14 protein-coding genes are annotated in these 14,952 nt (G+C 37.0%); 6 read left to right on the forward strand and 8 right to left on the reverse strand.

Annotated features, from left to right (window positions below; genetic code table 11):
- Positions 1–8 precede the first annotated feature (8 nt).
- From BM084_RS18050 to BM084_RS18065, 4 genes are all read left to right on the forward strand, one after another.
- A complete protein-coding gene (locus tag BM084_RS18050; protein ID WP_075325125.1) occupies positions 9–446 on the forward strand; it encodes a hypothetical protein in 438 nt (145 codons plus the stop codon).
- 4 nt (positions 447–450) lie between these two features.
- Positions 451–1,062: an ExbD/TolR family protein gene (locus BM084_RS18055; protein WP_075325124.1), complete on the forward strand. Its 612-nt coding sequence runs from the start codon at positions 451–453 to the stop codon at positions 1,060–1,062.
- 36 nt (positions 1,063–1,098) lie between these two features.
- A complete protein-coding gene (locus tag BM084_RS18060) occupies positions 1,099–1,581 on the forward strand; it encodes an ExbD/TolR family protein (protein WP_075325123.1) in 483 nt (160 codons plus the stop codon).
- A 103-nt stretch (positions 1,582–1,684) separates the two neighbouring features.
- Positions 1,685–2,410: a porin family protein gene (locus BM084_RS18065; protein ID WP_075325122.1), complete on the forward strand. Its 726-nt coding sequence runs from the start codon at positions 1,685–1,687 to the stop codon at positions 2,408–2,410.
- Here the strand turns inward: BM084_RS18065 and BM084_RS18070 are convergent.
- The 8 genes from BM084_RS18070 to pyrH form a co-directional block, all read right to left on the reverse strand.
- Complete coding sequence (locus tag BM084_RS18070) at positions 2,405–3,010, reverse strand: hypothetical protein (protein ID WP_093306455.1); 606 nt, start codon at positions 3,008–3,010, stop codon at positions 2,405–2,407. The two genes, BM084_RS18065 and BM084_RS18070, sit on opposite strands and share 6 nt — an antisense overlap.
- On the reverse strand, positions 3,010–4,476 hold the full coding sequence (rpoN, locus tag BM084_RS18075) for an RNA polymerase factor sigma-54 (protein WP_075325120.1): 1,467 nt from the start codon (positions 4,474–4,476) through the stop codon (positions 3,010–3,012). Before rpoN ends, BM084_RS18070 begins: the two co-directional genes overlap by 1 nt.
- A 141-nt stretch (positions 4,477–4,617) precedes the next feature.
- Positions 4,618–5,487 (reverse strand): RluA family pseudouridine synthase, encoded by an 870-nt coding sequence (locus BM084_RS18080; RefSeq protein ID WP_075325119.1) that lies wholly within the window; start codon positions 5,485–5,487, stop codon positions 4,618–4,620.
- Between the two features lie 173 nt (positions 5,488–5,660).
- Positions 5,661–7,103, reverse strand: a complete 1,443-nt coding sequence (asnS, locus tag BM084_RS18085) for an asparagine--tRNA ligase (RefSeq protein ID WP_093306457.1) — start codon at positions 7,101–7,103, stop codon at positions 5,661–5,663.
- Between the two features lie 108 nt (positions 7,104–7,211).
- A complete protein-coding gene (locus BM084_RS18090) occupies positions 7,212–9,635 on the reverse strand; it encodes an efflux RND transporter permease subunit (protein WP_075325117.1) in 2,424 nt (807 codons plus the stop codon).
- A 78-nt stretch (positions 9,636–9,713) separates the two neighbouring features.
- Positions 9,714–12,167 (reverse strand): DUF5686 family protein, encoded by a 2,454-nt coding sequence (locus BM084_RS18095; protein ID WP_075327865.1) that lies wholly within the window; start codon positions 12,165–12,167, stop codon positions 9,714–9,716.
- A 199-nt stretch (positions 12,168–12,366) separates the two neighbouring features.
- Positions 12,367–12,921 carry a ribosome recycling factor gene (gene frr / locus BM084_RS18100; protein ID WP_075325116.1) on the reverse strand — a complete coding sequence of 185 codons (555 nt, stop codon included), beginning with the start codon at positions 12,919–12,921 and terminating at the stop codon, positions 12,367–12,369.
- A gap of 30 nt (positions 12,922–12,951) precedes the next feature.
- On the reverse strand, positions 12,952–13,659 hold the full coding sequence (pyrH, locus tag BM084_RS18105; RefSeq protein WP_075325115.1) for a UMP kinase: 708 nt from the start codon (positions 13,657–13,659) through the stop codon (positions 12,952–12,954).
- A gap of 217 nt (positions 13,660–13,876) precedes the next feature.
- Between pyrH and BM084_RS18110 the strand changes: the two genes are divergently transcribed.
- Entirely contained in the window at positions 13,877–14,563 is a 687-nt protein-coding gene (locus BM084_RS18110; protein ID WP_075325114.1) for a zinc metallopeptidase, read from the forward strand.
- Positions 14,564–14,664: 101 nt separating this feature from the next.
- A partial coding sequence (locus BM084_RS18115) for a transposase (protein ID WP_143083685.1) occupies positions 14,665–14,952 on the forward strand: 288 nt, incomplete at its 3' end.

Here is a 14,952-nt window from a genome sequence, read left to right on the forward strand (position 1 = left end):
ATTAAATTATGACTTTACATAAAATATTAAAATATGTATCTATCGTATTAGGCGTTGTAGGTCTTATCCTTTTGGGAAGGATCCTTGCCGAAGACGGTGATGCTATAGAGGCCTCGGCCGATTTACAGAATAGTCTGCTTACACCAATAATGTATTTGTCTTATTTCGTGTTACTGGTTGTTCTTGTATTGGTTGCAATCTTTGTGATAAAAGGTCTGTTTAAAGGAAATATTAAAAACACACTTATCGCTGTTGGTGCATTTATTGCAGTTATTGTAATTGCATACCTTGTAACCGATGGAACTCAAATGACGCTTAAAGATGGAGATATACTCTCTGCTAATGCGGCACATTGGATAAGTGCAGGTTTAGTAACATTCTATATCCTTGCTGGAATTGCAATTTTAGCAATGGTTATTTCAGGAGTTAAAAAATTAACTAAATAAGAATATGGCAAGAAGAGAAGCACCAGAGGTTAATGCCGGTTCTATGGCCGATATTGCTTTCTTGCTACTAATCTTCTTTCTGGTAACAACAACCATTGAGACAGATAGCGGGATTAGCAGGAAGTTGCCGGAATGGCAGCCTGAAGAACAGGATCCGCCGGTAATTAAAGAACGAAACATCTTCCAGGTACTGGTTAATGCAAATAACCAATTACTGGTAGAAGATGAGGAGATGGAGATTGAGGAATTAAGACAGGCAGCTGTAGAATTTCTTGACAATGGAGGAGGAACAGGCGAAGAGGCTTGTGACTTCTGCCAGGGAGCCGGAGACCCAGCTTCTTCTGTTAACCCAACGAAAGCTATTATTTCTTTGGTAAATAACAGGGGAACCGAGTATGGAACTTATATCGCGGTACAAAACGAACTTGTAGCGGCTTATAACCAACTTAGAGATAGGGAAGCCGAACGTTTATTTGGTACTAGCTTTACAGCAATGGAAGCCAGGTATAACGACTCACGTACAAGCGAAGGTGATAAAGAAACTTTGAAGGAGAGAATTGAACTTATTAAAGATATGATCCCTCAAAAGCTTTCTGAAGCCGAGCCTACGAGTTAATAACCTTAATATAAAACTTAAATTTAAGACTTAATTATGTCTAAATTCAAAAAGAAAAAGAGCGAAGGGCAACCAGCCATTAGTACAGCATCCTTACCAGATATTGTATTTATGTTACTGTTCTTCTTTATGGTTGTTACCGTGATGCGTCAGAATACGTTAATGGTTGAAAATAAACTTCCATTTGCTGATCAGGTTGAAAAACTGGATAAGAAGGATCTTGTAATGTACATTTACGCCGGTAAACCCAGCCCACGCTACCAGGAAAGATTTGGTAGTGAGGCAAGGATTCAGTTAAATGATAAGTTTGCCAGTGTTGGCGAAGTACAACAATTCATTTTTGCTGAAAGGGAAACTAAACGTGAAGAGTTAATACCATATCTTACAACTGCCCTTAAGGTAGATGAAGAAACAAATATGGGATTGGTTTCAGATATCAAACAAGAATTGAGAAAAGCTGAAGCTCTTAAAATTAACTATACCACTAAAGAAGGTGACGCACTGCAAAATATGCAATAATTACCAATAGGTATTTTTTCAAAACTGTATAAACATCCTGTCAAAATATAATATTTGGCAGGATGTTTTTTTATCTTTAAACTCAATATAGCCGTGGTTTAAAATGAATAGAATATACTACCTTGTTTTCTTCTTTATATTTTTTTCTACGCCGTTATTGGCCCAAACCGAAGAAGAAATTAGATTAAAAAGCATCCCAGACTCCGTTCCGGTGGTAATAGATAGTTTGTACCGGGAAGATCAGTTTTACATTGGGCTAACCTTTAATTTAATAAGCAACAAACCTGAAGCTATATCCCAATCTGGATTTTCCGGAGGGATTCACACCGGATTTACAAGAGATTTCCCCATAAATAAACGTCGAAATATCGCTATTGCAGCCGGTTTAGGCTGGTCTTTGAATAGCTATAGTCACAATTTGTTTATAGGGGAAGATGATAACGGAGAAACCATCTTTAGAAGCTTAACACGAGACATTGATTATAGTACAAATCGCTTTACTGCACAATTAATTGAAGCTCCCCTGGAGTTTCGCTGGCGTACTTCCACTCCAGAAACTTATAAATTTTGGAGAATTTATACCGGATTAAAATTCGGTTATATCTATCATTTTAGGAGTAATTTTGTACAACCAGATAATCAGGTGGTTCAAACTGATGTGCCAGAGTTAGATCGTTTCCGGCTGGGGGCAACCTTTACTTTTGGCTATAATACTTTCAATTTTCATGTTTATTACAGCCTAAATTCCCTTTTTCCTGAAGCTCGTTTAAATGAAGAGACTATAGATATTTCGGTCTTTAGGGTTGGACTTATGTTCTATATTCTATAACCAGAAATATAAAACCAAAGACTGCGGAATTACCCCACAAAATAAACCAAGTAAAAGTTCATTATAGGTGTGTGCTTTGTAATAAAGCCTTGAGGAAGCAGTAATACCCAGCGCGAGAATTAAAAAACTAATGGTGTAGGTTAAGTTTAATTGAAAGTTGAGGCTTACACCTATTAAGAATATTATAAGCCCGCTAAGCGCCATTATATGTAAACTTGCTTTTAACCGGAACAATACTAGAGTAAAGGCCAGTAAAGTGGAAAAAAGAATACCTACAAAAAAATAATATAATGCGGCATAATTATAAGCATTCAAAATCTGGTTGAGCACCATGGTGATTAAAATGGCAAAGAAAAGCAAAGGCCATCTACGCTCGCGTACATCTTCTAAAAAGATTGATTGAGCCTTTCCCAGGTTTTTAAGCAAAAAGTAAAATACAACGGGAATAAATACGGTTAAAATTGCAATGGCAAGAAGTTTTGCCTGCATTACACCCGGCGGGAAAAATCTCGGTGTAAATAAAAAATAAAGTAAACTCCCTGCTAGCGGTATCCAAAGCGGATGAAATATAAAGGAGGCGCTTTTTAAAAGGAATTTCATTAAATTTCTTTTCGCAATCTTGCAACCGAAATATCTAATTGTTCCCTGTATTTTGCTACGGTTCGCCTGGCAATTGGATACCCTTTATCTTTTAAAACCTTAGCGAGCTTCTCATCGGTAAGCGGTTTTCGCTTGTCTTCTTCTTCAATAGACATCTCCAGGATCTTTTTAATCTCCCGGGTAGAAACATCTTCTCCCTGGTCGTTTTTCATAGATTCAGAGAAGAATTCTTTTATGAGCTTTGTTCCGTAGGGAGTGTCTACATATTTACTGTTGGCTACACGTGAAACGGTAGAAACATCCATTTCAATCTCATCGGCGATATCTTTTAAAATCATTGGACGTAGATTTCGTTCGTCGCCGGTAAGAAAATATTCTTTTTGATAGTTCATAATAGAACTCATCGTTACCATTAAGGTTTGCTGTCTTTGTTTTATAGCTTCAATAAACCACTTTGCAGCATCGAGTTTTTGTTTTATAAACATCACCGCATCTTTCTGCGCTTTTGTTTTTTCTTTAGATTCCTTGTAACCCTTCAGCATATCGCTATAATCACGAGAGACGTGCATTTGTGGTGCATTTCTTCCGTTAAGACTTAATTCTAAATCTCCATCTACAATTTTAATGGTAAAATCTGGAATTACGTGTTCTACCATTCGGGTGTTTCCTGAATAAGAACCGCCGGGTTTTGGATTTAAGTGTTCAATAACATCTATGGCTTCCCTTAATTCATCTTCAGAAATATCGTGTCTTGAAAGAATTTTGGTGTAATGTTTTTTACTGAATTGATCAAAAGATCTTTCCAGTATGTCTTCAGCCATTTCTACGCCTTTTGTCGGCTCTTTGCGTCTTAATTGAATAAGTAGGCATTCCTGAAGCGATCTGGCACCTACGCCGGCTGGATCAAGTTCCTGCACCTTTTTCAGCACTTTCTCTACCGAAGCTTCATCTGTATAAATATTCTGGGTAAAAGCCAGGTCGTCTACCACGTCCTGTAGTTCTCTTCTCAAATAACCACTTTCATCTACGCTACCTACTAAAAAAGCGGCAATTTGTTCTTCGGTTTCATCAAACCTAAGCGTACTTAATTGCGTGGTTAAATATTGTGTAAACGAAGTTCCAGAAGCGTAAGGCACGCTTTTCTCGTCATCGTCTGCACTGTAATTATTGGCTTGCAGCCTGTAACTTGGTACTTCATCGTCGCTTAAATATTCATCAACATCAATTTCAGCTTCTATAGATTCGGTTCCTTCATCTTCTCGCTCTCTATCACTATAATCGTCTTCATATTCCTCATACTCATCCTTGGTTTCCACCTTACCATCTTCCAAAGCCGGATTTTCTTCCAGTTCCTGTTTTATACGCTGCTCAAAAGCCTGCGTAGGAAGTTGTATAAGCTTCATCAGCTGGATTTGCTGGGGGGAAAGCTTTTGGGATAATTTGAGATTTAATTGCTGTTTAAGCATATATTTATTTTCCTTTACTCACCTGCGGGTGAGATTTATTCTATTTTAACGCAAGGTCAAAACAATTGTTGTTTACTACAAAAATAAGCAAAACAATGCGACACAGCCTTTGGCATAGTAAATGATTGTGGTAAAATTTTGTTAAGTATTCTTAGAGAAACTCTTAATTTCTCTGAATTTCTTCGGAAGCGGAAGTTCTAAATTCAAATTATTTTTATTCACAGGATGTATAAATTCAAGCCCGGTGGCTGCTAGAAATAAGCCACCTTTTTTTATGATTTTTGAAGGTTTACCATAAAGTTTATCGCCCACAATTGGATTTCTATGTTTTGCAAGATGAATTCTTATTTGGTGGGTTCTACCGGTTTTAGGAAAAGCTTTAACCAGGCTAAAATCTTCGTTTTTAAGCTGAAAATGTTCTAGAACCTCAATGTGGGTTTCCGCATCTTTTTCTTCAATTTTATCGTTTAAAATAACTGAAGCAGAAAGACTTCCAAAGACAAGCGCAACATAACTTTTTTGAATCTTTTTTTCTTCAAATAACCTGTTTAAATCTACCTGCACCGCTTTGTTTTTAGCAATAAGCAATAAACCCGAAGTTGGATTGTCTAAACGGTGAACGGGTAGGGGAGCCGGTAGTGCATCTTTGGCTTTAGATTCATTTAAATTAAAACCTAAAGCATTCTCAATAGTTTTAAAGTAATTTCCGCTGGTGGGAATTCCGGCTGGTTTATGAATAACCGCCAGGTAATCATCTTCAAAAATCACTTCCAGTTTTAAAGTGAATACTTTTCTTACTGGATTTTCGGATTCAAGCAATTCCAGTTTTTGACCTTCTTTAATCCAGTCTGAAGTTTTTGCGGGTTGCCTGTCTAAAAGGATAAGTTCTTTTTTTAAAGCCTTCTTAAGCGAGCTTTTGGTGGGAAGGGAAGCAAAGATAGAAACCGCATATTCTTGTAACCTGATTTTTTCAGTTATTACGGGAACAATATGCGTTTCTCTAATTTTCAATGGTCAGGTGGTTATTATAAACTAAAAGCTTTCGTCAAGCTGAACTTGTTTCAGCTTCTAACATGATGCAAATTTTTAATCAAATTAGATCCTGAAATAAATTCAGGACGGGACATAGACAAGAATAAAAAAACCTCACAAGTTTTGAAAGCCTGTGAGGTTTTTAAAATATCTTAAAACTCAGCGTTACCGGGGAATCTTGGGAATGGAATTACATCCCTGATATTTCCCATTCCGGTTACGAATTGTACCAGTCTCTCAAACCCAAGTCCGAAGCCACTGTGAACACAGGTTCCAAACTTACGAGTATCAAGGTACCACCACAATTCTTTTTCGTCTATATTTAATTCCTTCATTTTATTTTGAAGCACGTCTAAACGCTCTTCCCTTTGTGAACCGCCAACAATTTCTCCAATTCCTGGGAAAAGTATGTCCATTGCTCTTACGGTTTTACCGTCTTCGTTAAGACGCATATAAAAAGCTTTAATATTTGCGGGATAATCGAATAAAATTACCGGGCATTTAAAATGTTTTTCAACTAAAAAACGTTCGTGTTCACTTTGCAGATCGGCGCCCCATTCTTCAATAATATAGTTGAACTTCTTCTTTTTATTGGGCTTTGAATTTTTAAGAATTTCGATAGCTTCAGTATAACTAACTCTCTTAAAGTTGTTATCTATTACAAAATGAAGTTTCTCCAATAATCCCAATCCGCTGCGGTCTGCTTTTGGTTTGGCTTCTTCTTCAGCTTTAAAACGTTTGTCTAAAAACTCAAGGTCGTCCTGGCAATGATCTAAAATATATTTAAGTACATATTTTATAAAATCTTCAGCTAAATCCATATTGCCGTCCAGATCACAAAAAGCAACTTCAGGCTCTATCATCCAGAATTCGGCTAAATGGCGGGAAGTATTAGAATTTTCAGCTCTAAATGTTGGACCAAAAGTATAGATCTGCCCAAGTCCCATCGCGTAGGCTTCACCTTCCAGTTGTCCTGAAACCGTTAAATTAGTCTCTTTTCCGAAGAAATCTTCACGAAAATCTATACTGCCATCTTCATTCTTTGGCGGGTTTTCCATATCTAAAGCGCTAACTCTAAACATTTCGCCGGCACCTTCGGCATCACTTCCCGTAATAATTGGAGTGTTTACATAATGAAAGTTATTTTGCTGAAAATAACTATGCACGGCAAAAGACAGTTTAGATCGCACACGCATAATGGCGCCAAAAGTATTTGTGCGCACACGTAAATGTGCCTGCTCTCTTAGTTTTTCCAGGCTGTGTCGCTTTGGTGAAAGAATGGTAAGTTTTACTTCTTCGGGATTTGCATCGCCAAGAATTTTAAACTCTTTTACCTCAATCTCAACTCGTTGCTGATTTCCCTGGCTTTCAACCAAAGTTCCTTTTACAGAAACGGCAGCACCAACGGTGATTCTTTTAAGCTCGTCCTGGTCAAAATTCTCAAAATCTATTACACATTGCAGGTTGTTAATGGTAGATCCATCGTTTAAGGCAATAAAGCGATTGCTCCTAAAAGAACGAACCCAGCCGTTCACCTCAAATTCCTGTAGAAATTGATTGCTGTCTAATATTTCAGCAATTTTTGCTTGTATCATTTATGTTAGATTTAGAAAAAACAAATATAATTTATCCGTCTCAGCCTGCAAAGCAAGCCGGTTTTTATTAATCACACTAGGAGGTTAATTCCCCAAGCGCTTTGTTGATTATCTTTCTGAATTTTTAGATTCCTCTTTTTCAATTTCGGCTTCGTCTTCGTCGGTTTCAATAATCTTCATTGCGGGTTCTTTCATAACCTCTTTGTTGGCAATATTTTTCTCTAAGGAAAGCAATAAAGAAGGAAGTAATAATAAATTAGCCAGCATTGCGAAAAGTAAGGTTGCCGAAACAAGACCACCCAGGGCTACAGTTCCGCCAAAACTACTAATCATAAATACCGAAAATCCGAAAAACAGCACAATAGAAGTATAAAACATACTAACTCCTGTTTCCCGTAGCGCCGCGTAAACCGATCGTTTAATTCTCCAATTATTAGCTTTTAATTCCTGCCTGTATTTTGCTAAAAAATGAATGGTATCATCTACCGAAATTCCAAAAGCTATACTAAACACCAGGATTGTAGAAGGTTTTATAGGAACACCTAAAAAGCCCATCATTCCTGCAGTTACCAGCAAGGGTAGTAGGTTAGGAACAAGGGAAACAATAATCATTCTGAACGATCTAAACATCCAGGCCATAAATATTGCAATTAATAAAATGGCCAAGGAAAGCGAAATAATAAGATTTTTTACCAGGTAATTGGTTCCTTTTTGGAAGATAAAAGCTTTACCCGTCATTGAAATTTCGTAGCGTTCCTGGGGGAAAATTTTATTAATCTGGGGCCAGAGGTCTTCTTCCAGTTCTTCCATTTTATCGGTTCCCACATCTTTCATATAGGTGGTAATTCTCGCATACCTTCCCGTACTGTCTATATACGAAGTGAGTAGGTTTTCATTTGAAGAAAATCCTTTGGTGTACGGCATTATAAAGTTTTGTTCCTGTGAACTCGGTAATTGATAATATTGGGCATCGCCATTATAAAAAGCCTGTTTAGAATATTTTACCAGCCGGGTTATGGAAATTGGTTGGGAAAGTTCGGGAATTTCAGCGAGATGATTTTCCAGTTCTTCCATGCGTTTAAGCGTGGCAGGTTTTAAAACGCCATTTTTACGTTTTGTATCCACAAGAATTTCTAAAGGCATTACCCCGTCAAATTCTTCTTCAAAAAATTTAATATCCTGGAAGAATTCAGCTTCTTCGGGCATATCTTCTAATAAACTTCCCGAGATCTTTATGGTGTAAATTCCAATAATGCTCACAACCAGAAGAACTATAGAGGTTATATAAATACTAATGCGGCGGTGTCTCACCATTTGCTCCATCCAGTTCACAAAACCGCCAATCCATCGCTTGTTAAGGTGTTTAAGGTGTTTACGCCTTGGCAAATTCATATAACTGTAGATAATTGGAATTATCAGCAGGCTGAGAATAAAAATCGCCACAATATTTATAGAAGCTACAATACCAAATTCCTTTAGGAGCGTGCTATCGGTAAGTATAAAAGTTGCAAAACCAGATGCGGTGGTAATATTGGTCATTAAAGTGGCATTTCCCACTTTGGTGATTACTCTTTGAAGTGATTTTGCCTGGTTTCCGTGTTTTTTAATTTCCTGTTGATATTTATTTATCAGAAAAATACAGTTGGGAATTCCTATTACAATAATTAATGGCGGGATAAGTGCAGTAAGTACCGTGATTTCATAATTAAACAAGCCTATTACCCCAAAGGCCCACATTACCCCAATGCAAACCGTGATCATAGAAATAATCGTTGCTCTAATAGATCTGAAAAAGAAGAAAAATATAAGCGATGTCACCCCAAGTGCTGCGAGAATAAAAAGCCCTATTTCATCAATTATATTCTGGGAATTCAAGGTTCTTATGTAAGGCATTCCAGAGACTTTTACGTCTATGCCTGTTTTTTCTTCAAAATTAGCAATGAGGGGTTGCAGCTCATCTATAACAAAGGTTTTGCGTTCTTTAGAATTAACGATTTCTTTATTTAAATAAATAGCCGATTGTAAGGTGTTGGAATGTGAACTATAGACCAGGTTTTCATAAAATGGTAACTCATTGTAAAGTTGATCCTGATATTGTTGAAGTTCTTCTTCGGTAGGATTATCTTCAGTAATAAAAGGCACCATCTCAAATCGGCTGGGATCTTCAAACTTCTTTAATTGCTGAAGATTACTAACCGAAATTGCATAATCTACCGCAGGGAAGGCTTCTAAAGTTTTGGTAAGCTCTTTCCACGCTTCAAAATTTTCCGGTTTAAAGAGGGTAGAATCTTTTACGCCAAGCAAAACCAAATTCCCTTCCTCTCCAAATTTATCTAGAAACTCATTATAGGCAATATTGTCTTCGTGATCGTCTGGTAAAAGGTTGGCTTCGGTATAAGAAAAACGCATATTTTTCCACTGTGTGGAAAGAAATACCGTAGTGGCGATTATAAGTAAAAGTATAATAATCCTGTTCCGCAAAATTAATCGCGCAATTGAGTTCCAGAATCCGAAACTAAAAATCTTGGCCATGGGAAGTTTTTAAGCGAGCGCAAAGGTATAAAAAGGAAGCCTATTTAATGCTGTTTAAACTCCTAAAGTAGCTCAGGATTAAATATCTAAATGAAAAGTGAATTTAAATGCGAAATTTTCATCAAAAGTAGGCAGACTATAGGGGCCATAGCGGTAGGCCGCTCCCAGGCCAAAACCTACAAGTATTTTTTGTAGTTCTATTCCAAATTCATGATAACCCTGTTCTAAACTTTTAAACGGAATACTATGCCTTTCGGGATGGCTAATATCTCCAATGGCGTGGCGGGAAATAAATACAAGTTCTGGCTGAATTAACCGGTGAATATTTATGGGTCTTAATTGATGCTTTATGTGCAACATAGCCTGCTTATCGCTAAAAAACTCGTTATAAAACATGGTTTCAAAACTGCGTCTTCCCGCTACTGAAAACCGCCTAAGGATACCCTTCCGCCTGGGGCTGTTTGGCAGCGAATGAAATAAATGCGTAAGCGGAACTTCGCCTGTGGCATAATTACCTTCCAGGATAATTTCGGTTCGGGATTGGTTAAGTCTTTTTATTTCGTGTTCTACCAAAAGCCCAAATTTGGTATAATCAAAATCGCTTCCGCCAATTCCAGAAATTCCTTTAGTGATTTGGCCCGTAAACTTTGGGTAACCTTTTTCTATTAATTTGGTAGCATTTGGTGTTTTTAGAAATTTAGCAAATGGCCGCCATAAAAAAGAAAATGTAGCTTCAGAAAGCGTGTATTTAGAAAATTCCTGGCCGTTCAGCAAAAAGCTGTAATCTCGAATTTGATAAATATTGCTTTTAGACAACCGAAGTTCAGTTTTAAAATTAGACCCGAATCTATGGGTTAAACCACTGCTTAACGTGCGATGTTCGTAGAAAAAATTAATATTTACAAAGCGTGGTTCTATAATAGAAAAATCGTTTTTGCCTTGTAGATAATTAAAACTTCCGGTTTCAACAATATCGCGGGTGTAGTTGAATTTAAGATCGGTTTCGGTAGTCTTATTTAAATGAATTGAGGTCCCGAGGTTATACTTAAATACTTCATCTTTGGTGCCATATACCAGGTAGCCGTTTAAACTGAATTTTTTAGATAATTGTTCGTTGGTCTTCCCGCCAAATCCCAGGCGAATGCCTTCGTAGTTATTGAATTTAAAGAATTTGCCAAGATCAAAATCCCAAAATCCCACCGGATAATAACCTGTAGCAATCGATTTTTGAAAGCTTATTTTTTCTTCAACTTCTTTTTCCTTAATAAGTCGTTCTGCTCGTTGGCGACTTAGCTTGTTTTGTGTACTTAAAATTTCGGTTCTGTTTTCTTTCCAAAAAAGATCTTCCCGGGAATTCGCATCAGTTTTAACCAAAATTTCAGCTGAGCTTTCTAAGCTCTCTTCAGAATTCAACTGAATATCAAAATTAGTGCTGGTTACATTTAAAAACAGGTTAGGATCACTTCTTCCCGGGGCAAGAATATTATTTAGAATAGATTCTTTTTTCTGAAGTGTTCCTGTAGAAATAACTCCGCCAAAAACCGAAATCGCCTGGTCCCCATTTCCTGGTCTAATGGTGATTTTTTGAGTTTTTGGAAACCATAAATTTTCGTCGGGGAAATATTTGTATTCCTGATCTATTTCTAGTTTTATAGCACCCAGAAGCTGGGCTTTTGTCTGCTGTATGGCGTATGTTTTGGTGTCTAAATAAAGCACCCCTTCTAAACCTGCAACCGCACGTTGCCTTTTAGGTTTAAAATAAATTACATAAGCGGGGCGGGAAGTGGTAGTGGTATCTAAAATTTTAAACGAATAATTTCTGAAAGCAGAATTTTGCAAGGGCGCGGCATAATCTGTTTCAAAAATTCTAAAATCTTTATCGTAGAGTGAAAATGGATTTACCGAAAGCGATAAAATCTCGTACACCGGGTCTTCAAATCCGGCGGTTTTTAAAGCCTGAACTTCTTCTTTTAAACCATCTGCCTGGGAAAAATAAAATCTTGAAACTTTTTCTGAAAAATAACTTGCAGCCGAATTTATAATGGTGCCAATTTCGAGATTGGTGCTATCGCTCGCCATTTCCAATGCGGCGGTTTCATTGTCTACAATAAATTTATTATAGTTTTTAAAATTGAATTTTTGCAGTTTTTCTTCAGGATCGTTTTCGGGCTTTCGGGCGATTGCTTTTTCAATTATTGCATTCGCTTTATTTTTTTCTGAAGAAATAGTTACAGTAGCAAGGCTTTCAATTTTAGGAGTCAATTTAATTCTTACAAATTCTACATCTTTTGAAACTTTGAAGTTTTGTGTTTCAAAACCCACATAAGAAATACTAAGTTGGGTTTCATTTTTTGTAAGCGTAATTGAAAAACTGCCGTCTATTTTGCTTAAATCTTCTTTATCACCATAGGTTATTTTAGCGTAGGCGAGGGGATCGCCGGTTTGTTCGTTTACAATTCTTCCTCTTAGGTTTTGCTGAGCAAAAACATTAAAGGAAAAAAACAGAAAAATAAGCAATAACGGAGAGCGCATAGGTTTTTCTGAATTATGAACAAATTGATTAATCACTAAAATAAAAAAGGCTGTTTGAGAAACTTATTGTCGTCAAGCTTTCCTTTCCCTAAACTTCGGGAGTATTCAGCTTCCAGTTTAGATCCTGAAGCCAGTTCAGGATGACGATTTTAAAATTCTTCAAACAGCCTCTAAAATAACAAGAGAAAATGACTTTCTATTATATAGTCATAATTTCTTTTTCCTTGTTTTCCAGGATAGAATCTATACGGGAAATGTGGGCATCAGTCAATTCCTGAACTTCATTTTCAGCATCTCTAAGTAAATCTTCAGAAATATCAAGTTTCTTCAATTCGTTGTTAGCTGATTTTCGGTCGTTTCTTACTCCAATTTTGGCATCTTCCGCTTCCGCTTTTGCCTGTTTTGTAAGTTGCTTACGGCGCTCTTCAGTTAAGGGTGGTACGTTTATAATTACACTCTCACCGTTGTTCATTGGATTAAAACCAAGGTTTGCCAGCATTATTCCTTTTTCAATATCTTTAATCAGGCTTTTTTCAAAAGGCTGAATAGAAATAGTTCGGGCATCTGGTGTATTCACATTGGCAACCTGTTGAAGCGGGGTTTGAGCTCCATAATATTCTACCATTACACTTCCAAGCATCGCCGGGTTGGCTTTACCCGCCCGAATGTTTTGCAATTGTTTCTTTAAATGTTCAATTGCCTTGTCCATATTTTCCTTGGCGGTGTCTATAATAAATTCAATTTCGTCTTCCATTTTTAAAAAATATTAGTTGAGCGTAAATCTTTATAAATTAACTTTTGTACCTATTCTTTCTCCGGTCACTACTTTTAAAAGATTTCCGGGGGTATTCATATCAAAAACAATTATTGGGAGTTCATTTTCCTGGCTTAAGGTGAACGCGGTGGTATCCATCACTTTCAGGCCTTTTCTAATTACATCGTCAAAAGAAATAAAATCGAATTTTGTAGCTTTTTTATCCTTTTCAGGGTCGGCATTGTAAATTCCGTCTACACGGGTTCCTTTTAAAATAACATCGGCGTGAATTTCAATAGCACGTAAAACTGCAGCAGAATCTGTGGTGAAATAAGGATTTCCAGTTCCGCCTCCAAAAATTACCACGCGGCCTTTTTCTAAATGGCGCATAGCTTTTCTTCTAATAAAAGGTTCAGCAACTTCATTGATCTTTATAGCAGATTGTAACCTGGTTTGAACTCCGGCATCTTCCAGCGCACTTTGTAAAGCTAAACCGTTAATTACAGTAGCAAGCATACCCATATGGTCTCCCTGCACCCGATCCATTCCTTTACTTGCCCCGGCAACTCCTCTAAAAATATTTCCGCCGCCTATAACAATGGCTACTTCTATTCCTTTATCGGTAACTTCTTTAATCTCCTCGGCATATTCTGCCAGGCGATCGGGATCTATGCCATATTGGCGTTGTCCCATTAATGCTTCTCCCGATAATTTTAAAAGTATTCTTTTGTATTGCATAGCCTTTTTGTAGTGATTGGTGCAAATATAGGTAATATCTTAAATTGTAAAATAACATATTCACAATCAATCTTCCGCTAATTACCAATTTTTTTATTGGAGTCTAAGTTTCATTTCAGTTAAAATTCTGTGAGTTTATTTTAAAATGTCAAGTCTTAATTGAAAATACAAATGGCGAGGTTTTTGCTATCTTTGGGTTAATTAAACAGAAAAGAAAATGTTAGGATATTATATTATTGCAGGGCTCATTTTTATAGTGAGTATGTATGTGAGTAATAAACTGAAGAGTAAATTTAAAAAATACTCTAAAGTCCATTTACAAAACGGAATGAGTGGAAAAGAGCTCGCCGAAAAAATGTTACGAGACAACAATATTACTGATGTAAAAGTAATTTCTACACCGGGAATGTTGACCGATCATTACAATCCACAGAAAAAAACAATTAACCTTTCTGAAGGGGTTTACAGCCAACGAAACGCTGCTGCCGCTGCTGTGGCAACGCACGAAACCGGTCACGCTATTCAGCATGCTAATGCTTATAGCTGGTTAACCATGAGAAGCCAGTTGGTGCCTGTGGTAAGTATAGCCTCAAGATTTTCCCAATGGGTGATTTTTGGAGGATTAATCTTAATGGCCACTACGGCTATAGGAAGCACCGTTTTACTTATTGGAATTATCATGTTTGGAATGGGAACCTTATTCAGTTTTATAACTTTACCCGTAGAATATGATGCGAGTAAACGCGCTTTAGCCTGGTTAGAAACCGAAAATATGGTTTCTGGACCGGAACATGAAGCTGCCGAAGATTCTCTAAAATGGGCCGCCAGAACTTATGTGGTTGCCGCAGTTGGTTCTTTAGCAACTTTGCTTTACTTTCTTAGTATTTATATGGGAAGAGATTAATATTGAAAATATTTCTTCGGAAAATTTTATAAAAGAAGAGGCTGTCTGAAAAGGCAGCCTTTCTTGTTGGATTATTTTGAGGTTTTTATTATTTTCATGTAATGAAAGCTAAAGTTGTATTTAAGACCTATAACCAGTCGCAGTTAAGTCTTTTACCTCCCAGTTATGATGATTTGGTTCCTGTAAATCATCCCGTTAGAATCGTCAATACGATTATTGATCAAATCGACATCGCTGACCTGGAGCGAAGTTACAAAGGAGGTGGTACTTCCAGTTACCATCCTCGGATGCTTCTTAAGGTGATCATCTATGCGTACCTGCGCAATATGTATTCCTCTCGTAAGATAGAACAGGCTCTTCTGGAGAACATTCATTTTATGTGGCTCAGT

It is taken from the genome of Salegentibacter agarivorans (assembly GCF_900113135.1).
Taxonomy (GTDB): Bacteria; Bacteroidota; Bacteroidia; order Flavobacteriales; family Flavobacteriaceae; genus Salegentibacter; species Salegentibacter agarivorans.

Coding starts and splice junctions, on each gene's coding strand:
- BM084_RS18050 (WP_075325125.1), top strand. CDS start 9: ATGACTTTACATAAAATATTAAAATATGTATCTATCGTATTAGGCGTT.
- BM084_RS18055 (WP_075325124.1), top strand. CDS start 451: ATGGCAAGAAGAGAAGCACCAGAGGTTAATGCCGGTTCTATGGCCGAT.
- BM084_RS18060 (WP_075325123.1), top strand. CDS start 1,099: ATGTCTAAATTCAAAAAGAAAAAGAGCGAAGGGCAACCAGCCATTAGT.
- BM084_RS18065 (WP_075325122.1), top strand. CDS start 1,685: ATGAATAGAATATACTACCTTGTTTTCTTCTTTATATTTTTTTCTACG.
- BM084_RS18070 (WP_093306455.1), bottom strand. CDS start 3,010: ATGAAATTCCTTTTAAAAAGCGCCTCCTTTATATTTCATCCGCTTTGG.
- rpoN (WP_075325120.1), bottom strand. CDS start 4,476: ATGCTTAAACAGCAATTAAATCTCAAATTATCCCAAAAGCTTTCCCCC.
- asnS (WP_093306457.1), bottom strand. CDS start 7,103: ATGATACAAGCAAAAATTGCTGAAATATTAGACAGCAATCAATTTCTA.
- BM084_RS18090 (WP_075325117.1), bottom strand. CDS start 9,635: ATGGCCAAGATTTTTAGTTTCGGATTCTGGAACTCAATTGCGCGATTA.
- BM084_RS18095 (WP_075327865.1), bottom strand. CDS start 12,167: ATGCGCTCTCCGTTATTGCTTATTTTTCTGTTTTTTTCCTTTAATGTT.
- frr (WP_075325116.1), bottom strand. CDS start 12,921: ATGGAAGACGAAATTGAATTTATTATAGACACCGCCAAGGAAAATATG.
- pyrH (WP_075325115.1), bottom strand. CDS start 13,659: ATGCAATACAAAAGAATACTTTTAAAATTATCGGGAGAAGCATTAATG.
- BM084_RS18110 (WP_075325114.1), top strand. CDS start 13,877: ATGTTAGGATATTATATTATTGCAGGGCTCATTTTTATAGTGAGTATG.